The organism is Pedobacter frigidisoli (assembly GCF_004331675.1).
Lineage (GTDB): Bacteria > Bacteroidota > Bacteroidia > Sphingobacteriales > Sphingobacteriaceae > Pedobacter > Pedobacter frigidisoli.
Window position 1 is genome coordinate 1 of sequence record NZ_SJSN01000006.1, and the last position, 25728, is coordinate 25728.

The window sequence follows — 25728 nt, forward strand, 5'->3', positions numbered from 1 at the left end:
CTTTATGATGGCAGCCTTCAAATCGACAACAACCTGGTAGAAAATGCAATAAGACCGGTGAGCCTGGGCAGGAAAAACTATCTCTTTGCAGGAAGCCACGAAGCGGCGCAAAGATCAGCAATGATCTATTCTTTCTTTGCGATCTGCAAAAAACATGAGGTTAATCCCTACAAGTGGCTTAAATACACGCTGGAAAATATTATGTCCATAAACCACAAGAAAATTAAAGACCTGTATCCACAGAACTTTAAAAATATAAATGGTTAATTAAATATGTACTTTATAGGCTGCATACTGTTTTGTCGTGTTTGCCATTATTGTTTGTGTCGTAATGGCCGGTAATAATTATAATTCCTGTTGTCTTGTTAACTACCCAAGTGCTTACAAATAATTTACTGTCAGTTAGTTGAGTTTTTTGTTTTCCGTCTGTTGATAAAACTATAATTTGAATTGGATCATCCCAGTCAATTCCTTTCTTTCCGTCTAAGTCAACAGTCTGTGCTGAAACAAGTAAAGAATTAATTCCTAAGCTGTCAATTTTTATTTGTTCAACTTTCTGAAATACCCTTCGTTTGGAAAGTCAACTTGGTTTGTCTGTCCATTTTTTGTGTCAATAAATAAAAGGTATCTATTTTTAAAACCTTCCGTTTTACCCCAATTTTCAATTCGAGCAATCACATATCCAGTTCCTTCAACTTCTGTCAGCTTGTTAAAACTTACATAATTGTATTTGTCTTGTCCATACGTTGTCAAGGCGAAAGTTGTCAAGATAATTAAAAGTATGTGCTTCATTTTTTTAGTTTAAGTCTTTTATACTATTTTAAATATACAAAAGATAAATCCTGTCACTTTCGTTAAAGTGTTAAAACATGTTAAAGAAAAAAGGTTTTAATTTATATATAATTGATAGACAGGACGCCCTTATAATATCCATAGTAGTGAAATCACAAAAACAAAAAAGTGGTTCGAGAAAATGTCAGTCAAGTTCACAGAAAACCTCACAGAAATGTGAGTTTTTTTGCTTAAGCCTTTTATAGATTTAAACGTATCTCTATTTTGGATTAATGGACAGACCTTTTTCCTCACGGATAAGCTGAAAAAGGTGATCAGGGCGAACGATTAAATAATCCTCATTAAGTGAATTAGCCACATTTTTGAAACTTGTTGGCGAAATATTGGTCCATGGCTGGGCCTGTATAATTATAAAACGAGGCGAGTTTTTATTCCAACCTTTTGAAGCAGCGGCAATATGATTTTTCATTGCCTGCTCATTTGTGCAGTAATTACAGGAAAGCGCCATTCCAGGTAAACTATCATTATAAATAGTGAGTCCACCTCCTGTGTTCTGAGCAGTTACACCAAGTAACGATTTTGCCTGAGTAGCATAAATTTTTCCCACGTTGGGATTGATTCCACCAACAATAGTATTCCAAATGGTGATGACCCTTAAACCCGCTCGATTATTATAGTCCTCAGTTTTAGCAGCGAACTGTTTTAATAAATTTTCATCCGGCCACTTGTTAGGATAAGTGTAACCATATCCAGAGGGTCCAGAAATCAGATTATCATTATTAGTGGAAGATTGCCAATAGTAATTTAGTGCGCCAGGCATTGCATCAAGCATAGCCGGAGAAACCGTCCATCCCATTGGGACAGCACCACGATCTGGATTATTCCAAAGTTTGCGCATCAGGTGTTCTGTAAATTGTAAATTGTCGCCATCACTTAAAATGAATGCAACATAGATCTTATTTTTGAGTGCTGGTTTTGGCGGAATTGGTTTTATTTTTACTTTTCTAGATGTACCGCTATGAACGCTGAGGTTAGAACACCAGTCACTTGCAATGGTAGCAATACCATACTGTGAAGCCCGCTCTACTCCCGGCCCTTCCTGTGGCCACCAACCCATAAAGCTCGAACCTGGAGACATAGAAGATAAAAATTTGTTTAGCAACTCACTTTCGCCAGTAATTTTTGGGTCGAGCCATATTACCGCTACACCCAATGCCGCTGCGTATTCACGGAGAGCTGCTTTATGCGCATTAGGATTTAGCCCGATTAGCAAACGGTGATCAAGATTTGGCCAATACACATCATATAGTGATTGATAAACTTCAAGCTTACTACTAAATTTCCCTCTTAAATCTAACAGTATGGGCAAATTATAAGGTGCAGCAGTTAATTTAGATAATAATAGTGGCGATACAATCAAGGCATTTTTACTTTTTGCAAGTACTGTGGCTAGATTTATGGTGTGTGTTTGGGCGGTATCATAAACGATCAAACCCGAAATTTCGTTTCGGTATTTAGTAATCAAATCCCATTTATCTGCCGGTTCAGACCATTTTAAACCCAAAGACTGCAGCCAAGTATGCGGCCCCTCACCGAAAGCATCACCTTCATAAGAAAAAATACGTGGTTTTGTTTTGTTCACGATACCTTTAAGAGATGCAAATAAATACATTTCTGCTGCAGAATAAAACGATTTTTGACGAAGCGTGATTAAATCCTGAACTTTTGCGGGTGCTGCAAAAGATGGAAGCAGCTGATCTTTTGGCCATTTAACCTGAGCAATAGATGGTATTACTAATAAAATGATCAAAAGAAAACCTATCGCTTTAACTCTTAGTATTTTAATCAGTTTAATCATTAACTAAATATAGGGTTAAACTATTACTAATTTATGTAGTTGTAGAAAATCGTATTTAATCCTATGCAAACTTTTTTCTCAACCATTTCCGAACCGGCTCATCATACCATTTCAATGAGGCGTAAGCCAAAGCAATTCCACCTATTAGAATCAGTAAAGCATAAGGCCATGCCTCTACTATAGTTACGCCTTTATTATTGCTGATCCATGCCACATAGAAATAGACTAACGGGTAATGCACAAGGTAAAGAGAATAGGATATATCACCTAAAAATTTGCATATCTTATTTTCTCTTTGAGTTTGAATCACCCCACTAGCACCAAGATACACGATAAGCGGAAAAATGAAAATAATGCAAATAGACTCATAGATCCCGTTCATCCAAAGATGTGCTGCACCCCCAATTCGAGGCATATAAAGCACCATAGCAATTAATAGGCTACACAATAAGAAAGCGTTTTTAATTCGGGTAGGTTTTGCAATTCGTGAAAGTAACAAGCCAGCAAAGAAAGGGAACATAGTTCGGGTAAGCCCAATACGTACCTGTTCTACATTTAATGTCCAGCCACCACTTACATCGCCGTTAGTGATAGCCAAGTGTGCGAGTGCTATGGCCGCGATGCCTACTAAGATACACAAGGCAGTTTTTGAAAATTTCCTGATCCAGACCGCATAAAGAATATTGGCAATGTATTCAAAAAACAATGACCATCCCACGCTATTCAGTGGGTGCATTTCTTCCCAGCCACGTATATCAAGCGATAATGGTACGGGTAAAATAGTGTAACCAATTAGCATCACCAGCAGCATCTTCCAAATGGGAATAGTATGAATAAGTGGCCATATTGTAGAATCGGTATAATAAAACCCAATAGCGCCAAGCGTCATTCCCAAAATTACCATTGGTTGAAGACGTACAATACGGCGCTTAAAGAAATTGCCGACTGTCATTTTATTCCACCTATCATCGTAGGCATAGCCCATTACAAACCCTGATAATAAAAAGAAAAAATCTACTGCCAAATAACCGTGATTAACCAAAATATCCAAATGTCCGGTGCCTAGAGGTTCGGTAAGGTGAAAAGTAACAACGATTATGGCTGCGACACCACGTAGTCCATCTAAAATAGGGTAATGTGGCTTGGTGGCCAACTCTTTATTTTGGTCAATTATCATGCATTTTAAAAATTGCAATTTGCAAAAAATAGCTCACATTCAGCTATCAGAATATTTTTTTGTTTAAGCTAATAAAGTAAGAAATGCATTTTTTAATATTACGAATCTAACGACTTTACAATCGATAAAATGATATTAATACCAATTCCGGAAGCAAGGCTAACCGAAGGTAAGAACAAGATTACCGTCGTTCAAATCTCAATATTGCAAAAAACTGATTTCTGCGGTATCAGAAATCAGCTCTAAATTATCAAAAAGATTTATGGTGTTAAGGAATCAAATGTGCAGCTTTCAATTTCTTGAAGAGCTTATAAAAAGCCTCTTCAGTATCTTGGTAAATGGTAAAGCCCAATTTTCTACTCTTCGACATATCGGTCATCACCTCAATCGGTCTTCCCAAATCTAAATCGGTATGCCATGCCGTTGCCAAAAGACTTAACGATTGTTCTTTTAGTTGGTATTTTTCGGCCATTCGCTTCCAAGTTTCGGCATCATCTGCCATCTCTAGTTCCAATGGATGTACCTCACCATCAAAACCTATAACCTCAATATCGAAGTAATTAGCCAAGCGATTCCATAATCTGTTCCACCGAAATACATCGCCATTCACAATATTAAATGCCTCATTTTTAGCAGCATCTGTTGTAGATGCCCAAATTAGGTGCTCAGCCAGAATACCAGCATCTGTTACATCAGATAAGCCATTCCATTGTGCAGCAGAACCTGGCCATGTAAACTTACCTCTGGTTTCCTTACAAATGCTAGCATAAACAGCAAGTGTTGTTCCCATATTCATGGCATTACCAACAGCCATTCCGATAACGGTATGCGGCCTATGAATACTCCAAGTAAAGCCATCACGTTTTGCTGCTGCATAAACCTCATCTTCCTGTGCGTAGTAAAAGTTTTCTAAATCCAGTCTAGGGTGCTCTTCCCTTAATGGTGTTTCAGGTAAAAAACCTGCTTTCGCATAGGCTTCGAATGGGCCGAGGTAATGCTTTAAACCTGTAACAAGCGCCACATGTTCTACCGATTTCCCAGCAGACAGTGCCGTGAGAATATTCTTAACCATTAATCCATTAACCCTGATGTTTTCGGCTTCGGTTTCGTTACGCATCCAAGTGGTAATGTAAACATGCGTAGGTCTAATATCAGCGATGGCTACTCTTAGGCTTTCAAGATCCAAAAGATCGGCTTTTATAGGTTTAAGTTCTTTATTTTCGGTATTTGGGGTACGTGCAAGTCCGTAAGTTTCCCAGCCTTTTGATATTAATTTATCGGCCAAATTACTTCCTGCAATGCCACTTGCTCCTACTACTAACGCTACTTTTTTCATATATTATTTTTTTTGTGATGTTCAAAAATCCCTTACAAAATTAGAGATGTTTGCTTAGCCAGCTATTGATCTGTATCATATAATAAACTTGATTCAGATCAAGCGCCAATGCATTTTGGAAGTACCTGATTACCGATGAAAGAATTACCTTTGAGATTAAGATTAAAATATGATTGATATACTTTTTAAGCATATTCGGGAAAAGGTTTCACTTGCGATAACAGACGAAGCGCTGGTAAAGTCTTTTTTTATCGAAAAGAAATTAAGGAAAAGACAATACTTGCTTCAAGAAGGAGACGTGTGTAAATATTTAGCCTTTGTGGCCACAGGACTTATCCGCACCTATAATATTGATGCAAAGGGCGATGAACACATGAGTCTTTTTGGCTGGGAAGGTTGGTGGATTTCCGATTTCAATAGTTTTTTATCGGGCGAACCCGCAGTTTTTAACATTGATGCTATTGAAGACACTACACTTTTAACGATTTCATTGGCCAACTATGAAGCGCTTAATTTAGCTGTACCAGTAATGGATCGTTATTTCCGCATCCTATATCAAAATAGTTTGGTGACTAAGGAAAAAAGACTCATGAGTTCGATTAGTTATACCGCTGAAGAAAAATATGTAGGGTTAGTGAGTTCAAATCCACAGATGATAGAGCGAATACCACAAAACCTTGTGGCTTCATATTTAGGTATTGCTCCCGAAACATTAAGCAGAATTAAGAAAAAACTTGTTCTTCGTAAATAAGGCTAATCATTCTAACGTTGTATAAGTGCATTTATTTTTTTGCCCTCAGCGATTACTGCCTGATTAATTTCCTTTACCCTTTTTACATCCATTTTTTCCACCGTTCGATCATAAGTCAGCAGTCCATTAACCTCATGTTCCACATCAGTGGTTTGAGTGTAAACTGCAACACTTAGGCCTTTGTATTTCATCAACTGCTCAACCTGACTCATCAGCAGCACGTATTTATCCGTTAGTGCAGCTTGGGTTGGCTCGTAAGCATAAGCATTATTCTCTACAGGCCACATGTGGTCTCGCACGAAAAGCCCAACACCTCCAAACTCACCGAGTGAAGCCGCTCTTTTATCATCGGGTTGAGATGCATCATTAGGACCGATATAAATATGGGTGTCAACAAAATCTCCGTTCCCTGGGTCACCAGCTGCTTTTTGATAGCCCGGGTTGTTGTTGAATCCTGAGTTCCCGTTAACTAATCTGGAAGGATCGTATTTTTTTACCCAGTCTGTAATTTGTGGTACATCGAAAGCGCCCCAGTTTTCGTTAAAAGGTATCCAAGCAATAATGGAAGGGGAATTATAATGTTCATCCATAACTGCTTTAAGTTCTTTACGAAATGCTGGACGTACCCTTGCGGTATCTTCGTTTTGATACCATATTGCGGGCATATCCTGCCACAAGAGCATTCCCAATTTATCTGCCCAATAATAGAAACGCTTAGGCTCGGTTTTCATGTGCTTACGAATAAGGTTGAAGCCTGCTTTTTTAGTAAATTCAACATCAGATTTAAGCGCCGCTTCTGTTGGGGCAGTGAGAATTCCATCTGGCCAATAGCCTTGGTCGAGCAAGCCGACCTGCATTATAAATTTTCCATTGAGCAATGGACGAATAATGCCAGCTACCTTGCCCAATTTAATCTCCCGCATACCAAAGTAGCTGTTAATTTCATCTGTAATTTTCCCATCATTATCTTTGAGTGTAATTTTCAAATCATAAAGAAAAGGATCTTCCGGCGACCATAGCTTTGGGTTTGAGATGGGCAGATAAAAAACTTTCCCAGAGCTTCCTGAAGTTTGTGAAACGATCTTGCTGCCATCAAGCGCTACCGCAGATAAATTGGATGAACCAGCATCAACAGTTATCTGAAGTCTACTATGCTCGATATCAGGCAAGAGCCTTATATTTTTAATATGGACTGAACTAACGGGTTCGAGCCACACGCTTTGCCAAATACCCGAGCTATAGGTATAATCACCTCTAGGTCCATTTTTTCCTGATGGCATACGCCCATCGTTTGAATCGAAAGCAGCAACAATTAGTTCATTACTTCCACTCTTAAGCAAAGAAGTGATATCAAGTGAAAAGGCATCAAATCCCCCAGCATGAGATCCTGCAACTTTTCCATTTACAAATACAGTTGCGTCATAGTCAACTGCCTCAAAATTAATCAGTACGTTCTTGCCGTTCCAACTCTGGGGAATTTCGAAACGCTTACGGTACCACATATTAATTTCTTGCTTGCGCTCAATTCCTGAAATAACCGCCTCGGGACAGTAAGGCACTAGGATCTGCTCAGATTTTCCGCTAAAATCAGTTGGGATTTTGGGATATAGTGCGGAAGCTTTGTCTTTGCCTCCAATATAGTCCCATTTGCCATTTAACGACTTCCACTCCTTGCGCAAAAGTTGAGGACGCGGATATTCTGGAAATGGATTTACAGCCAACATTGCTTCGCTTGTCCATTTTGTAGGCAATTTTGCAATCTGGGCAAATACATTTCCAGAAAAAACTCCATGTAGCAAAATCGTAAAGCAAATGATAAATAAATTTCTATTTCTCATAAATTAATTCTCCTCTTTGTTTTTTGGTTGTCGGCTTAAAGCTTTCATTTCTGTTTCAATTCCTTTATCACCTTGCTGCTTCATAAATAACGCCAACTGATTTTTTAGCAGCTTTTTTGTATTACTATATTTAGCATCAGCAGCGATATTATTCAAGTTATAGGGATCATTAATCACATCGTACAATTCCTCTTCCGGTCGAATAACATATCCTTGGCTACGTTCTGGATTTGTATCCATCCATTGCTTAAAAAGATTAGAACTGGTGAGTACATTTGAGAATTTCTCCTTAAAATTAAGGTTACGAATATATAGATATTGTGCTGTTCGAACTGATCGAATTGCATAAGCGTCGCTCCCTTTAATAATTCCTCTGGTGGTTTGTTCGCCATAAACAAAATCGCTGTGGTGGTTGGTTTCACCAAATAGAACATTGGTAAAGCTCTTTCCATCAAATCCATTTTTACCTAAACCATCTACCGAACCCGTATTCATTTTTTCTGGTTTTCCACCGGCCATTTCTATCAATGTTGGCAAAATATCACAATACTGCATCATTGCCGCACTTCTAGTATTGGGTTTAACTTTACCTGGCCACTTCACAATAAAGCCAGATCGAAGTCCTTGATCATATAAAGTCCATTTGGAAAAAGGGAACGAATTACCTTGTTCGGTAGCAAATAGGATGATTGTATTTTCTTCTTGCCCACTTCGTTTCACCATTTCCAAACAAACGCCAACCAAACTGTCGAGGTAAGTAATTTCTGCAAAATACTTTGCCATTTGCTTCCGTGTAATTTTAGTATCGACCATGTTTGGCTTCAGCTTAATTTTCTCAGGATCGTAAGCGCTTTGATCGCCGCGTGTCCAAGGCTCGTGAGGCTGGTTACTCGTAAACATCAAAAAGTAAGGCTTTCCCTTTGATTGCTGAATGTATTGTTCCGCCCTACTTAAATCGACATCGATCCCGTTGCCGTTATCATGATCTCGTCCTCCCAAAAAATCAAATGGATAAGCTTCCATTGGTGCGTAATGCCGTTTTCCAATCAATGCGGTATTATATCCTTGTGCCTGCAAGTAAACTGGCAACGTTTTTATGCCATCATAAATCATGGTATGGTTTGGATAAGCGCCGTTTCTAACGGGTCCGAGGCCAGTAAGCAAAGATTGCCTTGTTGGTGAACAAACCGGCACCATATTAAACATATTATCGATGCACATCCCTTCTGCAGCGAGTTTATCTAAATTGGGCGTATGCACTTGTTTACTTCCAAACGGACCGATATCGTTCATCGAAAGATCATCGCCCATAATGAAAATGATATTCGGTTTTTGTGCCTGATGAACAATTGCATCAGGATTCTTGTATCGAAAAGCACTGATTACCAAGCAAGCAATCAACATTAAAACAATTAAAGAAAAGGAATTTTTCATCATCATTATTGTGTAATTACTTCAACTTTTCCACCGTTCTTAAATAAATTGTGAGGAACAAAATAACCATTATTTACTTTACCATCAACCTTTATGGAAGTTATTCCTCTGCCCTTTCCAGGCTTAGATATCGTTAACATTTTCCCGTTGCTTGTTCTCCATTTCACTTCATCAAAAAGTGGTGCAGTTACAATGTATTCAGGATCTGTTGCCGAAAAAGGATACAAACCCAAAGCGCTGAAAACGTACCATGATGACATTTCACCAGCATCGTCCATACCAGAAAGGGCTAAACCATCTGCTCCTATTCCGTAGAGCTCATTCAAGATTTTATCGATAATTTTCTGAGATTTTTCAGGCTTGCCAATAAAGGTATAAGCAAAAGGCGCTTCGTGATCGGGCTGATTTCCTTGGCAATATTGGCCAATCATCGTTTCTACATTTCTGGCAATGTATTTCGGGTTCCAAGGTAAGGTAAATAATGAATCTAGTTTCGATTCGAAACCTTTTGCACCGCCGTACAATTCGATTAAACCTTTCATATCATGAGGCGCATAAAATGAAACTTGCCAAGCATTTGCCTCACGATACATGTATTCATAATAGGGATATTGCGGATTAAAAGGCTTAATCCAGTCGCCATTTTCTAATTTTCCCCTCATAAAACGGGTTGATGGATCGAACATGTTCTTGTAGTTTTTTGATCTCGCCATCAACGTTTTATAATTCGCAGAATCGCCCAACTTCTTGGCTATTTGCGCCAGTGAATAATCATCGTACGAGTATTCCAAGGTTTTAGAAACACCCGCTTTGGCCTTAGTTTCTACATGAGGATTTTTAACATCGGGATCAGAAATGTAGCCTTTTTCAATATATTCTTTAATGAAAGGACGAGCGCCGCCCTCTACATTTGCATTCCTTAAAAATACTTGATACGCACTATTGATATCAAAATTATCAATCCCTCGTAAATAAGCGCCAGCAACCGATGAAGTTCCGTGATCACCATGGAAAAACGTAGGCATAAAACCTCGTTTCTCGCCAACATCAATCATCGATTTTATTACATCAGTTGTAACATCTGGCGTAATTAATCCCAATAAAACATCCTTGTTGCGGTAAGTATCCCAAAGGGATGGTTCGGTGTAATACCTAAAATCTGCTTTGGTAATTTTACCCTTAGCATCCTTAAATTCTCCATTTACATCACTCCGTAATGCAGGCCATAAGAATGATCGATACAGGCAAGAATAAAGCATTTCCTTTTGCTTATTTGTGCCTCCTTTTACTTGAATGGCAGATAAAAGCGTTTCCCAAGTTTGGGTAGCTTCATTTTTAATTTCATTAAATGTTTTGTTACCGATTTCCTTTTCTAGATTTTGCTTCGCATTTTCTACGCTTACGAAAGACAAGCCAATTTTTAATTCGACTGGTTTATTTGTACCATTTGCTAAATGAATAATTGTATTTCCACTGCGTTTGCCCTCTTCTGTTTTAATTAATTTTTCGATTTTGGTATTGATAGTAGCGTAAAAGAAAACATTTTCTCCGCCCTGAAATCCTTGAATAGTAAAGTCTCCAACTTGTTCCATATTCCAAGTAGAAACGCGACTATTCGCCTTGCCCATATCGAATAGAATTTGCCTATCTGTTCCGTTTTTATATTCGTATTGATGGAAACCACACCTCAAAGTTGAAGTTAGGTTAACATTCACTTTATAATCTTCTAAATAAACCTGATAAAAACCAGGTGATGAGCTTTCCTTTTGATGAGAAAATTTTGATCCGAACTTTTCTGCAGGATTAGACATAGGTAAAATCGGAATATTGCAAAGGTTCCAATGGCCTTTATTGGTGTGCGTAAAACCTAAAATTACGTTATCTTCGTATTCGTAACCCGCACCAGATCCGTACTCCGTTATTGGGCTTAATTGTACCATGGCATTTGGCAAAGAACTGCCCGGAAAAGTAAGTCCAGCCCACGATCTCCAACCATTAGGCAATTCATAACCCAATATTTTTGGATCGGTTAAAGGCGCCGTACCTATAAAAGTGTTTACGTATTTTGTTAAGGAAGTTTTCTGTTGACTTTGAACGCTATTTGATGCGAATAAAAGCACCGTTAGCACAATAAAAAAATGTTTGGTTAGGGTGTTCATTTGTTCTAAATCGTTTTAGTATGTGTAGTTCAAATATATAAATTCAAATAAGTGTTGAAACAAAATATCAGAATCGTTACTGAAAAAGACCTCATCAATATGGCCAAACCAAGCTACTCTCATTCAATAATTATATATTTGAGTACACCAAATAAAACCGAAAATGCTTTTGAAACTCAAGCAAATCATCAACTGTGCAGTTTTTTCATGCTTACTCCTATCTTTTTCAAATCCACTATCCGCTCAGAATAAAAGCAAGCTTATTATTTGGGATGATAAACCAGCAACCACTTGGATGACAGAAGCCTACCCTATCGGTAATGGCCGAATTGGGGGAATGGTTTTTGGAGGAGTAGCACAGGAACATATTCAATTTAACGAAAACAGCCTTTGGACTGGCGACGAAAACGACCGTGGAATGTACCAGGCTTTTGGTGATTTATTTATCGATTTTGATCAGGCAGATAAAAACTTTTCGAACTACCGAAGGGAATTAAATCTTGCTGATGCGCTACATTCCATCAGCTATACGCAGGGAAAAATCAATTATAAAAGAGAATATTTTTGCAGCTTTCCAGATAAGGTGATGGTGTTGCGATTGACAGCCAGCGAAAAGAAAGCTTATTCGGCTACGATCAGGCTTAAAAATGCACATCGAGGGTTGATCACTGTAAATGGAAATACAATCCAATTTAATGGAACACTGCCAAACGGTATGAACTACGAGGCAAAAGCTGTTGTAAAAATTGAGAATGGAAATAGCAATCATGTTAAGGATGATGACGGAGAGCGACTAAAAATTACCAATGCTGACGCCATCACCATTATTTTTACTGCAGCTACTAACTACAGCAATAAACGAGAACAAAACTGGAAAGGTGAAGAACCCGAACCAAAAATTGAGCGCATTTTTAGTAAGGTCAACAACAAATCTTACAAGCAATTGCTACAAAATCATATTCAGGATTATCAAAAATTATTTAATCGCCTAACGATAAATCTTGGCTCAACGCCGCCCAGTGAAAATATTTTGCCAACTTACAAACGATTAATCAATTATAAAAAAACAGCAGATCCGGAATTGGAGTCTTTAATTTTTCAATATGGAAGATATCTTTTAATCAGTTCTTCTCGGCCTGGTGGCTTGCCTGCAAATTTGCAAGGACTTTGGAACGAAAGCAACACGCCACCTTGGGGAAGCGATTATCACTCCAACATTAACATTCAAATGAATTATTGGCTGGCCGAACCGACTAATCTTTCTGAATGTCAAATTCCTTATTTAGATTACATCAATAGTATGCGAGAAGTGAGTAAAATGCATACTCAAAAAGAATACCCTAATACTCGCGGCTGGACAGTTAGAACAGAAAATAATATTTTTGGAGGCATGAGCTTCCTTTGGAATACCCCTGGAAGCGCTTGGTATGCTCAGGCTTTGTGGGAGCATTATGCTTTTACTAAAGATAAGAATTACCTAAAAACCTTTGCCTATCCTATTATAAAAGAGATTTCTGAATTTTGGGATGACCACTTGAAACGCAGACCAGATGGAACATTGGTTTCTCCATTAGGTTGGTCGCCAGAGCATGGACCAACCGAGGATGGCGTAACACACGATCAGCAAATTGTTTATGATCTATTTACAAATTACATTGAAGCCGCAGGAATTTTAGGAATTGATTCTGCCTATAAAAACCACATTGCTGATTTGAAAGCACATCTCTTAAAACCAAAAATTGGCAAATGGGGACAATTACAGGAATGGGAAACCGATCGTGATGATCCAAAAGACCAACACAGGCACATATCTCATCTTTTTGGTTTGCATCCGGGAAGAGAAATTAGCACCATAAAAACTCCAGAATTGGCGCAAGCTGCAAAGGTAAGTTTAATGGCTCGTGGCGATGAATCTACGGGTTGGTCTATGGCTTGGAAGATGAATTTTTGGGCGAGATTACAAGATGGAAACCATACTTATAAAATATTACAAAATTTTATTACACCGGTAGGCGGCTCAGGAACAGATTATAATAAAGGCGGAGGGATCTATTCAAACCTATTTTGCGCACATCCACCCTTTCAAATTGATGGAAATTTTGGTTATACCGCAGGGATTTCTGAAATGCTTTTGCAAAGCCAAGCTGGAGAACTACAGTTTTTACCTGCCTTACCCGATAAATGGGCATTTGGTAGCATACAAGGCTTAAAAGCAAGGGGAAATTTTGAAATCACAGATCTCCAATGGAAAAATGGTAAAGTAATTTCTTTGAGCATCAAATCTTTATCTGGTGAAGATTGCATCATTCGCTCACCAAACGTTTTGAAAGGCAGCTTTAAACTTATCAATGAAAAAACTTCGGGAAAAGATTTCCTTTATAGCTTTAAAACTCAGGTTGGAAAAACCTATCAATTTACCTCGATATAATCTGTTTTATGTTTAAAATGAATAGCTCATTTTAATTACTTTTACACGATTGATTTAAAATGATAAAAAGCGAAAATTTAACCTATTTAAGTTTATTCAGCAGTGCTGGAATTGGTTGTTATGGCTTTAAAACCGAGGGTTTTGATTGTGTTGCTACCGTAGAACTTCTCTCTAAACGATTAAAAATTCAGCAAAATAACGATAAGTGTAAATTCGCTTCCGGTTACATCAGCGAGGATATTACCACTGATAATGCAAAAGTTAAAATTAGGGAAGAGTTAGCAAAATGGAACATCGAAGCCAATGGAAAAGATCTCGATGTATTGATTGCTACTCCGCCTTGCCAAGGAATGTCGGTAGCCAACCATAAAAAAGGCAATGAACTCAATCGAAATTCTTTAGTAACCGAATCGATCAGGTTAACAAAAGAGATTAAGCCCAAATTCTTCATCTTCGAAAATGTACGTGCTTTCTTGAAAACACTTTGCACTGATGTTGATGGATTGGATATACCAATTAAGGAGGCGATAGAATTGAATCTAGCTGCAGATTACCAAATCAGTTATCAAATACTGAATTTCAAGGATTTTGGCTGCCCATCAAGCAGAACGCGATCTTTGGTAATTGGTGTTAGAAAAGACCTTAACAAACAACCCGAAAATTTCTATCCTGAAAAATCTCCTGAGCAGTTATTGAGGACAACAATCGGTCATTTACCTTTGCTAAAAACCATGGGTGAGATTGCCGAAAACGATATCTACCATAACTTTAGAAATTACCGTCCGGAAATGCAAGACTGGATTTCGGCTATTGGTGAGGGAGAATCTGCGTTTGATAACAAGGATTCGAAGAGAATTCCCCACAAAGTGATTGATGGAGAAATAGTTATCAATGTAAATAAAAACGGTGATAAGTATAAACGCCAATATTGGGATAAGGTAGCACCTTGCATTCACACTCGAAATGATATTCTTTCTAGTCAGAATACCGTTCATCCTGTTGATAACCGTGTTTTTAGTATCAGGGAATTGATGCTGATGATGTCGGTTCCAGAAAACTTTAACTGGCTCGACCAAAGTTTTGAAGATTTGAATAAGCTTTCCACAACAGAAAAGAAGAAAATCTTGGCAAAAGAAGAACTCAATATCCGCCACTGCCTTGGAGAGGCTGTTCCAACGGTGATATTTCAACAAATTGCCAGCAAAATAAAAACTGCGCTTGCAACTAAACACACTAACAATCAAAATATTATATTAGCGCTAGATGAAATAAATATCTAGCCAAATGAAAGTTGCAATTACCGATGAAATGCGGACTCGAGCGAAGATAGAATCGCAAAAGAGAAATCCGAACATCAAACATCATTTCGAGGTTACTCACCTTTCTTATAGCGACCGAGATGAACTTGGTTTTTTAGGTGAATTTGCCTGTTTCAGTTTATTAGGCTTAGCTTGGCAAAAGAATATTAGGGAAAATTACGATACCATCGATGATTTTGATTGCCTTGCCAAAGGTTTAAAAGCTGATATTAAAACTGAAACCATTCCAAGAAAGTATGCTTCAAAAATTCTCAACAAAAGCATTCTTGACAATGAATTATATGGAAAAAGATTGATCCATGAAGGACAGTTCAAACTTTTAAGCAAATACGATATTGTAATCTTCGGTTTTTTTATCAGAGATGAAGTTGATTTCTGGTATCCAATGGGTTACATCGAAACAGAAATTATCCTCAAAAATTATCCGCCGACGGTGAATAGATCTGATGGCGGGAAATATCCATTTGCGGGTTCTCCAATTCCAACTTCAATTTTAAAACCCTTTTCTGATTTGGTTTAAGCTGATCAATAATTATTGTTTGTGGAACAGGAACCAAGGTTATATGTTAATTTAAAATTTGCTAGCGTTAACAATGGAAGCGGCATCTTAAAACGCCCGAGAACCCTAATAATGATTATATATATTAAATGTAGATTACCTGCTTATGCAAAAATGCATTTTTAACAAACCTGCCTAATTTTTCGAACTATAATCTGTTGCTTGTTTTCTAAGGCAAACAGAAACATCATATAATCATCTCGCTCTTGAATCTCGATTTCCTGTACAATTCCCGAGCGAGAATCACTTTGAATTTCATCTCCGACTTTAATTTCAAGAAGATTTGAAGTTGGGCTATTATCGCTAACAGTTATCATTTAATAACCGGTAGAGATAATGTAAAACAAGTTTGTTCTGCAGTAGAAGAAACTGCTAAAGATCCACCATGCGCCTTTGCTATTTCAGAAGAAATATATAGCCCCAGCCCTAAGCCCTTTTGGTTAGGCTCTACTTCTCCCCTAGAAAATGGTTGAAATAATCGCTCTATTGTAGACTCTGATATTTGTTTACCAGGATTGGCTACACAAAGAGTAAATTCTTCGGTGTTACTAATTGCCGTAATATCTATTACAGCACCCGGCGGACTATAATTCAAGGCGTTGCCTAAAAGGTTTGAAAAAAGCTGTGCTATGCGTTTACCATCGGCACTTACTGGATGGAGCATATCAAAATTCATCGTGATTTTTCGATCAGGTGAAATGGCCTGAATCTCTTCTACAACTTGAAACAAAACATGCTCTAAATCTTCGTCTGGTGTGCGAGCAATAGCTATTCCACCTCCTAGTCTTCCACTTGCAAAATCGAGCATATTCTCGATTAAACCATTCATCCTAAATGATGAATCCTTGATAATTTTAACAAGCTTTTGAGTACGGTCTTCTAAATTAATTCTTGCCAATAACTGTGCACTATTTGCTACCGCATTAAGTGGATTGCGTAAATCGTGACCAAGAATGGCAATAAATTGCTCTCTTAATTCGGAAGTTTCTTTTTCTATTTGTAAGTTTTTATTTGATATGGAAAGCTGTTCTAGGGCATCTAAGTGAAAAGCAATTAAATCAGCAAACATTTTAAACATCCCCACAGTAGTTGGGTTATTAACCTTTGCTGGTTTTGGATCGATGGCACAAAGTGTTCCAAAAAAAGTGCCGTCCTTTAGGATAATAGGCATGGAGATATAGCTTTGAAAGCCATACATTAACGGGGTGTGATGATTTACAAAATTTTCATCCTCAGCAACATGGTCAATTGCAACGGCTTCGTGATGCTGCCTAATCTCATTACAAATGGTTGTTTCCAACTTTAATTCTCCGCCGGGCACTAATCCAAAATTTATTTCATCGTGTACCGCACAGGCAAGCCATTTATCTGTTGTAACCCTAGCAACTGCAGAAAAACCCATTCCTGTTGTTTTACAAACAATTTCTAAAATATGAGCGACCGCCGGAATTTGGCTAATCGAATCAATATCTGCAAGAAGATTTTTTTGGAATGATTGCAAAGCTCGTAATAATAAGTTTGCACAATTTACAAATATTTAATGTTAAAAGTGAAGTAATCAAAACATCTAACATAGCTTTTACACAGCATGAAGATTTTTAAGGTAAAAAAGTATAAATACGCTGTAAAAACCCATAAAAAAACCAGCTTCGGTTAAGAAACTGGTTATATTTTTAAGCTTTTAAAAGTGCGGGCTTTTCATGATAGGTTCTCCAAAGTAACTCACCAAACAACGTGTTCGACCAAGCAAACCAGGCCCTTGTAAAGTTTGCAGGATTATCCTTGTTAAATGATTCGTGCATGAAACCTTTGCCAGCATGGGTTTTCTTTAGTGTATCGATACAATATTTAATTTCTGCATCATCCTTTGAAGTTAATGCCCGCATGGTTATGCTCATTGGCCAAATCATATCTTGCCCAGCGTGTGGCCCACCTATTCCTTCTGCCGCAGTGCCTTTAAAGAAATATGGATTATCTTTTGAAAGTGCGAATTTTCTAGTGTTTTGATATATTGGGTCATCAGCGCTCATTGCGCCCAAATACGGTAAACTCAAGAGACTTGGCACATTGGAATCGTCCATTATATAAGAGCTTCCAAAACCATCAACCTCAAAAGCATAAATTTTTCCGTATTTAGGATGATGCACAATTGCATATTTCTTAAGTGCCGCATTAACTTCATCAGCTAAATTTAACAGGCTACTTTCTAAAGTTTTATCTGGCTGAAGTGCTTTAATCATCTCAGCAGCATGCTTTAAGCTTGAAACTGCAAAAAAGTTAGATGGCACCAAGAAAGGGAAAATTGTTGCATCATCACTTGGGCGAAAAGCCGAACAAATTAGGCCAACCGGATTAACAGGAAAGCCATAACCTGCCATTGGCAACGAATCTGTGGGCTGAGTAGTTTCCCTTTGGAAATGATATGGGCCTTTATCCGCTTTGCGTTGTTGCTCCTTAAATGTTTTTAAAGTTGCCTCAATACCTTTCTTCCAATCGGCATCGAAAGGTGTTTTATCACCAGTTTTTTTCCAATAATTATACGCTAAACGAATTGGATAACACAAAGAATCTATTTCCCATTTACGCTCATGCACACCAGCTTGCATTGTTGTTTTATCAGTTTTCCATTCACCTACTTTATTCGGGTCGCCGTAAAATGCATTGGCATAAGGATCTTTTAGCACACATTTTGTTTGATGAATAATTACACCAGCAATTAGTTTTTTAAGTGGCTCATCTTCATTAACAAATTGTAAATAAGGCCAAACCTGTGCAGAACTATCACGCAACCACATCGCATCTATATCTCCGGTAATTACATAAGTATCTGGGCGACCGCCTTTCTCTTCGTAGTAAACTGTTGTATCTAAAGTATTTGGGAAACAATTTTCAAAAAGCCATGTTAGTTCTGGGTTTTTAACATTGGCTTGAAAGGTTTTTATCGCCGCATCTACCGCCTTACTTTGAAAATGGCGCTTACCAGCAGTTACTCTTACCACAGGAAATTCTGGAACTAAATTGGCAGCGAAAGAAAATTTCGATGCTACAACTCCGGCCCCTAACAAGCTTGTGTTTTGTATAAATGTTCTTCTTTTCATTATTGATGTGTTATTGTGATTTGGTTCAAGGTTTAATTTTGATTGAAACTAGTTTCGAGCAAAAGGTAATTGTTCTTGTATGATAAGCAATAATCCGGTATTGATTATTTTAGAAATTAAAGACATTATCTGGTTAGAACTGAAACAAATATTAGGATAATTTTTTGAACATCAAAATCAAAATAGCTGATTGTGATATTTCTAAATCGATTTTATAGATTATTTACAGATAATTTGTGATTTGATAAAACGATTTTAAAAATCCTTATATTTATGTGAAGTTAAAAATATCTAATCCTCCATATTAACCGCTATTTTATGGAAACGCAACAAGTTCTCGATCTGAATAAGCAACTGCTAGAATCAGAAAATCACTTCAATAATTTACAAAGTGAATATCGAAAAATTGCATCAGGCTGGTTACTTGCTAGCTTTGCGGGAATTGGTTTTGCGTTAACCAATGCTAAAATTCTACCAATAGATCAAAACATATTTTTGGCCTTTATTTGTTATGGTGCATCACTGGGCTTAATTCTGCTTTGGAATATGGATTTGAGTGTTTATCAAAAACTTTTAGATGCAAATTTTAAAGAGGGACTTAAATTAGAGCAAGAATATTCATGGCTGCCACAGGTGAGGCACAATATGCTCGCCTATCATGGAAATAGTGGTGTGCTTAAACGTGTGATTTGGTTTTACAGCATGCCTATATTGGTTTTCGTAACCATTGCTGCTTATCTAATTACAGTTTATTATGCTGATAAAAGCATGTTTATTAAAGCGTTGATTTGGTTCCTACATCTATTTGTCTACAGCCTATTTTCTTACTTCGTAAGAAACGAAACGCAGCGCTGGAAGAAATAAACACAGCCCATTAATTTTTGGTGTATTTCTGATTAGACAATATTTCAAATATCTCATAACAATTTGATTATAAAAAAGTTATGCATTTAATAAAGATTTAATTATTTTTATTTGGCGATAGCAATTCCACTCTTTTACAGCTCAATTCTTCTCAAACGCCATCTAATTATTAACCAAAAAACTCTTATGAACACCAAATTCGGTTTTACCAAAATGAACATCGATGAATTTGAAACTTGGGTTTCGAATTTACGGGTAGCACGTACAGTTTTGTATATTCAACAACACCACACTTGGAGCCCAAGTTACATTCAGTTTAAAGGCGCCAATCATTTCGATCTGCAACAAGGTATGAAAACTTACCATGTGAGCAATAACGGTTGGATGGACATTGGTCAGCACTTTAGTACATTTCCCGATGGCAGTATTGTAACAGGAAGAAGTTTAGAGAAAACCCCAGCATGTATTGTTGGCTTTAATTCCAATGCCATTTGCATAGAAAACTTAGGCAATTTCGATACTGGGAAAGATACAATGACTGCTGCTCATAAAGATACCATCATAAAAATGACGGCAGCGCTTTGTAAAAAATTCGGTATTGCAGTAAATTGCGATAAAATTGTATATCACCATTGGTTCGATTTAATAACAGGAGCCAGAAACAATGGTGCCAAAAACAATAAAACTTGTCCTGGTACAAATTTCTTTGGCGGAAATAAAGTTGCTGATTGTAACCAAAACTTTATACCGCTAGTAGCTGCAGCCTTAGGTGGCTCTGTTGCTCCAACTTCGAATACGAGTATTTTAAAATATGTTTGTGTTACCACTGATAGCTTGAATATTAGAGAAGCTGCAAATGCGCAAAGCAAAAAAGTAACCGATCGCGAAGCCGCAACCCTTGGTGCCGTACTCCGTGTTTTCGAGGAAAAAAGTGGTTGGTATAAAATTTCTGGCTCTCAGCAACATTGGGTAAATGCCAGTTATACAAAAGAAGTTAGTAGAGCTACAGTAAACGCCACAACATTAAATGTTCGTAGTGGTCCAGGTTCTACTTTTCCAAAAATTGGATCGTTTACGCAAGGGCAAGAAGTATTTGTTATCGAAGAAAGCGATGGCTGGTGTAAAATCAGTGCCGATAATAAGTGGGTGAAGAAAGAGTTTTTGAGCTAACTTAAATTAACGTTTATTGAATCACCTCAACATGTTTTTTAATCAATTCATCAATAATTTGCTGTGAACCACTCAGCTTATTATTAGAAATATCTATAAATTTTAATTGCGTAAGTGATGATAAGGAACTTAATTTCGTAATGTAATTATTAGCTAGGTTAATATATTCTATTTCCTTAAAGTTTTCAAGCATTGATGCATCCGTTAGAAGATTTGCATCCGCTCTGAGTTCTTTTAATTTAGAAAGTTTACTTATAAAATCTAGGCTCCTTATCTTATTCTGAGCAACATCTAAATATTGTATATTTTTCAAACAGCTTATTGAATCTGGAAAACTAATCTCGTTTCCTCTTAGAGTAATTTCAATTAAGGAGCTTAGTTTTGACAATACATCTATGTTATTTATACTATTTGATTCAGCGTAAAAAAAAATAAGTTTCTTTAATTTCCTCAATATGGATATATCTTCAATTGAATTGAAGCTGATATCTATTAAAGATAATTGGCTGAAATATTCTAATGGTTTAATATCAATCAAATCTGTATTTGATGCATAAAACAATTTAATTTTTAGAAGTTGTGTTATTTCCTCATCAGTTGTTAAAATGCTATCAAATTCGAAATGAAATTTATATCTAAAATTATCAAAAGGATTAACACCCCAAACAAGCCATTTTTTTTGTTCTTTTGCCGAAAGCTTAAAATTATAAAAATGATTTATTGATAGTATTTTTTTCCAATTATCATCCAAATGAAGCCACCATTTAATTTCTAAAGCCATTATCGTGTTATATTTTGTTCGTAATAAACTCTTAACCTGCCTCTAACATCATCCCTAACTGTTGACGGTATCCTAGATAAATTTAACCTATCAAGACTATAATTGTTAAAACTAGCCCTATTCCCTATCATTGTTCTTCTAAAATACTCATCAATTAATTGCCGTTTATTATCAAAATAATCAATTCTGGTTTCTAAGGTTACAGGATCTGGATCTGGTAAATTTTCACCAATTAATGTTGTTGCCGCCATAGCCTCGCCCCGTTTTTGTTTTGTAAGTGTTATTCTGCTTGGAAAATAAGCCGTATTCCACGCTCCAAAAACATCATTTGCTACAATTTGTGTTGGGTTGAAATCACTAATTTCTACTTCATATTTATCATAAATAACATTACTGTTCAAGTCTCTCGAAACTTCATTTTCTATGTTTGAAAGGCGAGAATTAGCCGATTGGGTTGTGGGCGTTAGGTTCCAATTTTCGGATGGGCCATGCAAAATTGCACTTAGCAAGTGTACTCTTCTCCAATCAATTACCCTACTTGCCCTGCCAGATGTGGTAACTCCTTCAGTCCTGTTCGAGTTTAAATAATTGGCAATTTCCCAACCTAGTGGCCTACTTCCACTTGCAACATCTTGCCCCCGTGTATTTCCAGCTAATTTAGTTAAAGGTTGTGCTGTAACTTTTTTAGCCTTGCCGCCTTCCATTTGATAAGTTACATTTGATAAAGGTATATCGCTCTCATCAACTCCTCCCGTAATAAGCTGGTTCTTAATTCGTTCCAAAAATCCATCAATATTAGTTTGAATATCTTGCGTGCCAGCAGAACCAGCAGGCGCACTTGCAACATGGGAGGTAATAAAAGAGTCCATCTCGTTTTTGATGCTAATGGCACTTTCACAAGCAGCAATCTTCTCTGCATTAGCCTCTCTCGATCCACTAAGACTATTAATTCTGGCTCTTATTTTTACCTCTAAAGGCTGGGGATTATTACTTGCAACAATTAAATGGCTGTTATTTTCTTGCCCTGTAAAATAAATTTCGTGGTGTTGCCCATCACCTGTATTGAAACCTTTGCGTAACCCCAGCCACCCCAAAACAGCGTCCCTTACACTCCTCCCCGCATCCATCACCGCTCCACCAATTCTTATCGCTTGATCGATAACCCAAAGGATTCCATTGTCAATTCTCGCTTTTACGGATTCTAAAATTTCCTGCATCCGTGTAGCAATTCTGCCAAAGCCAAACTGGTTGGCCAAGAAACCGATCATAATTGGTAATGAATTCGCTAAAATTCCCTCTAAAAAGTTTGCGGCTCCTGCAATATTCCCTCGGGCCACGTCAGCCAACATCGTTACATATTGATTAATAATTCTAAGCATGGGAACGAAGTACTCTGTAAAACTTTGTATGGCCCGATAAACTGCCAAAATGCTGTTAACTACCGGCATAATTCCCGAAATATCGAGCATGCTCAAGAGCCAAGCAGTGGCTTGCGCCATGATTCTTTCGTTAATAAAGGTTACTATATTGCCAATTACCGTATCCCAAAGATTACTGAGTTGCTCTTGTATGCGCTCCCAAATTGCCGCTGGACCGCGTTCTACCACATCGGCAACAAAGCTCCATGCCCCAGTCGCCATATCAAGCATTCCTCGTAAACGCTGAGCCCTTTCCTCCCCAATTCTGGTGGCCAATAAATTGAAAATATTATCAATTGTAATTCCTAAAATTTGAAGAATAAAGCTAAATATAGAGCCAAATGAAAAATCGGTAGGCGGCGTAATGCCCATGGCCTGCATTTCTGCCGTAAGCCAATTTACTACACCCGATAATAAATGTGTTCCGATATTTCCAAAGAATTGCGTAAAACCTTGCTGCAAACCACTAAGCAGATTGATAAAAAATCCTACTGGATTACCTAAAATATCGACAACAGCCTGCGAAGCGTTTGCTAATATAGAAACGACCAACTCTGGAGGAATGCCAACCAAACTCAGCAGTTCCCTGAAGAAAGTCCACATGGCGCCTGGCAAATTACCATCCACAAAAACCTGATATAAAATAGTCATTACGATTTGCTGTGCTCTTGCCCAAACATCGCCAATGGCCATAATTTGATTAAACAATGGTATTCTACTTAGAATTTGTTCAATCAAGAAGTTTTTTATCGGTGTTCGAATACACTCTGGAATGAGCATGAACTGCCCAAGAATAAAGTCTCCTGCCCGACCCGCTAAATCGCCAAGCGTATCTACTATCCTTTGTAAGGCATTTAGAATTGGGTTAATGAAACTGCCCAAATAACCCAATCCATCACTCGCCATCGCGAATAAACTGATGACACCCGTTTGCACCCAGTTCCCTAAGCTTAAAGCGGTATCGTTGATCCAAGCAATTGCTGGTGCGGCTGCAGAAAAGATAGAACTTGAAGCTACATTGTTGTAAAACCCTGTAATTTGAGCGACAAAACCGCCAACATTTTCAGCAACCCATAAGCCTGTATTGCTTATTCCTTGTTGAACCTCAACAATTTTTGATTGAACCGCTGGTAAAATAATATCGCGTAAAGATGCTTGCTGGGCTTGCGCTGCTACTCCCGATCCATCATCGCCCATGGCAGTTGCCATTCCGTTAACGCTTACAGCAAAATTAGAAACCGTATCTCTAAGATTCATAATGGCATTAAGTGGTAGAATTTCCATCACTTTCGATGCAATTTGCTGTACAGGTTCGATAACCGGCCTAACCGTTTCTTTAATAGATGTCCAGGCTTGTTCTGCCTTTCCGGTGATCCATTGAATGATTCCATTAGAATTTTCTGCACCACCGCTATCCGATCCTATTCCTAATGTAGATTTCACCCAATCCCAAGCCATGGAACCATATTCGCGAACTGGAGAAGTCCAATCCCAAATACTTTGGCCAATGCCCTGCATCCATGCCCAAACATCGCTGGCGGTTTGCCCAAGCCAATCCACTACAGGCGCTCCAAAAGAAGTCCATAAACCGGTAAAGAAATCTCCAATAGGCCTTACAAAATCTGTTAAACCAGCCCAAGCATCGGTAGCAATTGTGGTAATTACATTTTTGAGCTCGATTACAGCAGCTAATAAAGGTGCACAATCTCCAGCTATCAAGGCTTGCATGATAACCGAAACCCGCTCGTAAAGCATCGAGAATACCGTTATTAGATTGGTTACAAAATTACCCACTGCTGGGAATCTATCAAACAAACGATTGAGGCTTACCATGAGCTTATCATGTAGGAAACCGAGAATCCCTTTATTACTAATTTCTCTTAAAAGCTGTACAAATTCTGCTGGAGCAATTTCCTCTACAATTTCCCAAGCACTATCTGCCAACCATTCGCCAAGATCCCAACGCTGAACTTTTTCTTCGCTGCAAGCACAGCGATTAATCTTTTCTGGTTCTTGCGTACTTCGCTGTAATTCCCGTTTATTATCCTTTCTGTTAATTTTCTCGGGATCATTAACTTTTCGCAAAACCTTTTCCTTTTCATCAGCTTTGCGTTGAACAGTTCCTCCTTGCTGAATAGTATGGGTTAGCTCATGGGCGAGTAAAAATTTCCCACCGGATGAATTTGGATTATATTCTCCCTGATTAAAATAGATGTTATTTCCTACCGTGAACGCCCTGGCATTTACATGAGCAGTCATTTTAGCAGCATGAGAATTATCGTGGATTTTTACACCAGAAAAATCGGCGCCCATTTTACCACCCAAATCTGAGCTGACATGACTTGGAAGACTAGCTCCGCCACCCTTTGTTGCCGCTATTCCCGATTGGACGCTAATTGGTGCTGTTCCGCCAGCGGCGAAAGATGCGCCAGCTTTGGCTTGTAATATTTCTGGTTGATCTATTTCTTTAAGCTCTTCTTCCTTGCGGGATATTTTTTCTTCGCTTTCACAATTGCTACACTTACGCTGAACATTCATTCCAACTGCACCACCGCCAATTCCGCCCATTGCGAAGCCGACGTTTGATGGCATTCTCATTACTTTCTCAGCAACTTGATCTGCCTGTTGCTCTTGTGGATCATTTATTGCACCCACTTTTAATTTCGCTTGGACACAATTTGCACTTGGCCTGTTTTGCGTAACAGACTTAAAAGATGAATTGCTATATGCCAGCGCAACGCCCATA

19 protein-coding genes are annotated in these 25728 nt (G+C 37.9%); 7 read left to right on the forward strand and 12 right to left on the reverse strand.

The annotated features are described in order from the left end of the window. Nucleotides 1-267 (forward strand): IS66 family transposase (locus EZ449_RS08490; protein ID WP_131557664.1); only part of this gene is annotated, 267 nt, incomplete at its 5' end. Nucleotides 268-540: 273 nt separating this feature from the next. Here EZ449_RS08490 and EZ449_RS08495 read toward each other — a convergent pair. The 4 genes from EZ449_RS08495 to EZ449_RS08510 form a co-directional block, all read right to left on the reverse strand. After that, nucleotides 541-792, reverse strand: a complete 252-nt coding sequence (locus tag EZ449_RS08495; RefSeq protein WP_131557666.1) for a hypothetical protein — start codon at nt 790-792, stop codon at nt 541-543. Nucleotides 793-1051: 259 nt separating this feature from the next. Beyond that, nucleotides 1052-2650: a GxGYxYP domain-containing protein gene (locus tag EZ449_RS08500; RefSeq protein ID WP_131557668.1), complete on the reverse strand. Its 1599-nt coding sequence runs from the start codon at nt 2648-2650 to the stop codon at nt 1052-1054. Between the two features lie 61 nt (nt 2651-2711). Next, nucleotides 2712-3827, reverse strand: coding sequence for an acyltransferase family protein (locus EZ449_RS08505; RefSeq protein ID WP_131557670.1), 1116 nt, complete (start codon nt 3825-3827; stop codon nt 2712-2714). A gap of 268 nt (nt 3828-4095) precedes the next feature. Continuing rightward, complete coding sequence (locus EZ449_RS08510) at nt 4096-5163, reverse strand: SDR family oxidoreductase (RefSeq protein ID WP_131557672.1); 1068 nt, start codon at nt 5161-5163, stop codon at nt 4096-4098. A 169-nt stretch (nt 5164-5332) separates the two neighbouring features. Here EZ449_RS08510 and EZ449_RS08515 point away from each other — a divergent pair, with 169 nt between their 5' ends. Beyond that, entirely contained in the window at nt 5333-5914 is a 582-nt protein-coding gene (locus tag EZ449_RS08515; protein WP_131557674.1) for a Crp/Fnr family transcriptional regulator, read from the forward strand. 11 nt (nt 5915-5925) lie between these two features. Here EZ449_RS08515 and EZ449_RS08520 read toward each other — a convergent pair whose 3' ends face one another. Genes EZ449_RS08520 through EZ449_RS08530 form a run of 3 tightly spaced genes read right to left on the reverse strand, consistent with a single transcriptional unit; the run spans nt 5926 to nt 11345 of the window. After that, the gene (locus EZ449_RS08520) at nt 5926-7752 is read right to left on the reverse strand and encodes a glycoside hydrolase family 2 protein (protein WP_131557676.1); all 1827 of its coding nucleotides are present in this window, start codon (nt 7750-7752) and stop codon (nt 5926-5928) included. A 3-nt stretch (nt 7753-7755) separates the two neighbouring features. After that, nucleotides 7756-9156 (reverse strand): sulfatase family protein, encoded by a 1401-nt coding sequence (locus EZ449_RS08525; protein WP_165499725.1) that lies wholly within the window; start codon nt 9154-9156, stop codon nt 7756-7758. 35 nt (nt 9157-9191) lie between these two features. Further along, nucleotides 9192-11345 (reverse strand): GH92 family glycosyl hydrolase, encoded by a 2154-nt coding sequence (locus tag EZ449_RS08530; RefSeq protein WP_131557680.1) that lies wholly within the window; start codon nt 11343-11345, stop codon nt 9192-9194. 163 nt (nt 11346-11508) lie between these two features. Between EZ449_RS08530 and EZ449_RS08535 the strand changes: the two genes are divergently transcribed. Genes EZ449_RS08535 through EZ449_RS08545 form a run of 3 tightly spaced genes read left to right on the forward strand, consistent with a single transcriptional unit; the run spans nt 11509 to nt 15612 of the window. Beyond that, nucleotides 11509-13773, forward strand: a complete 2265-nt coding sequence (locus EZ449_RS08535; protein WP_131557682.1) for a glycoside hydrolase family 95 protein — start codon at nt 11509-11511, stop codon at nt 13771-13773. Nucleotides 13774-13832: 59 nt separating this feature from the next. Then, the gene (locus EZ449_RS08540) at nt 13833-15053 is read left to right on the forward strand and encodes a DNA cytosine methyltransferase (protein WP_131557684.1); all 1221 of its coding nucleotides are present in this window, start codon (nt 13833-13835) and stop codon (nt 15051-15053) included. Nucleotides 15054-15057: 4 nt separating this feature from the next. Beyond that, nucleotides 15058-15612 carry a hypothetical protein gene (locus EZ449_RS08545; RefSeq protein WP_131557686.1) on the forward strand — a complete coding sequence of 185 codons (555 nt, stop codon included), beginning with the start codon at nt 15058-15060 and terminating at the stop codon, nt 15610-15612. A gap of 161 nt (nt 15613-15773) precedes the next feature. Here EZ449_RS08545 and EZ449_RS08550 read toward each other — a convergent pair whose 3' ends face one another. From EZ449_RS08550 to EZ449_RS08560, 3 genes are all read right to left on the reverse strand, one after another. After that, a complete protein-coding gene (locus tag EZ449_RS08550) occupies nt 15774-15968 on the reverse strand; it encodes a hypothetical protein (RefSeq protein WP_131557688.1) in 195 nt (64 codons plus the stop codon). Then, entirely contained in the window at nt 15965-17152 is a 1188-nt protein-coding gene (locus EZ449_RS08555; protein ID WP_225872271.1) for a GAF domain-containing sensor histidine kinase, read from the reverse strand. Before EZ449_RS08555 ends, EZ449_RS08550 begins: the two co-directional genes overlap by 4 nt. Nucleotides 17153-17324: 172 nt before the next feature. Beyond that, nucleotides 17325-18749 carry a glycoside hydrolase family 125 protein gene (locus tag EZ449_RS08560; protein WP_131557690.1) on the reverse strand — a complete coding sequence of 475 codons (1425 nt, stop codon included), beginning with the start codon at nt 18747-18749 and terminating at the stop codon, nt 17325-17327. Nucleotides 18750-19067: 318 nt separating this feature from the next. Here EZ449_RS08560 and EZ449_RS08565 point away from each other — a divergent pair, with 318 nt between their 5' ends. Together EZ449_RS08565 and EZ449_RS08570 are read left to right on the forward strand one after the other, a co-directional pair. Then, on the forward strand, nt 19068-19613 hold the full coding sequence (locus EZ449_RS08565) for a hypothetical protein (protein ID WP_131557692.1): 546 nt from the start codon (nt 19068-19070) through the stop codon (nt 19611-19613). 186 nt (nt 19614-19799) lie between these two features. After that, complete coding sequence (locus EZ449_RS08570; protein WP_131557694.1) at nt 19800-20783, forward strand: SH3 domain-containing protein; 984 nt, start codon at nt 19800-19802, stop codon at nt 20781-20783. A 13-nt stretch (nt 20784-20796) separates the two neighbouring features. Here the strand turns inward: EZ449_RS08570 and EZ449_RS08575 are convergent, their stop codons facing one another. After that, nucleotides 20797-21564, reverse strand: a complete 768-nt coding sequence (locus tag EZ449_RS08575) for a leucine-rich repeat domain-containing protein (protein WP_131557696.1) — start codon at nt 21562-21564, stop codon at nt 20797-20799. After that, nucleotides 21564-25727, reverse strand: coding sequence for an eCIS core domain-containing protein (locus EZ449_RS08580; RefSeq protein WP_131557699.1), 4164 nt, complete (start codon nt 25725-25727; stop codon nt 21564-21566). Before EZ449_RS08580 ends, EZ449_RS08575 begins: the two co-directional genes overlap by 1 nt. Nucleotide 25728: the final 1 nt, after the last annotated feature.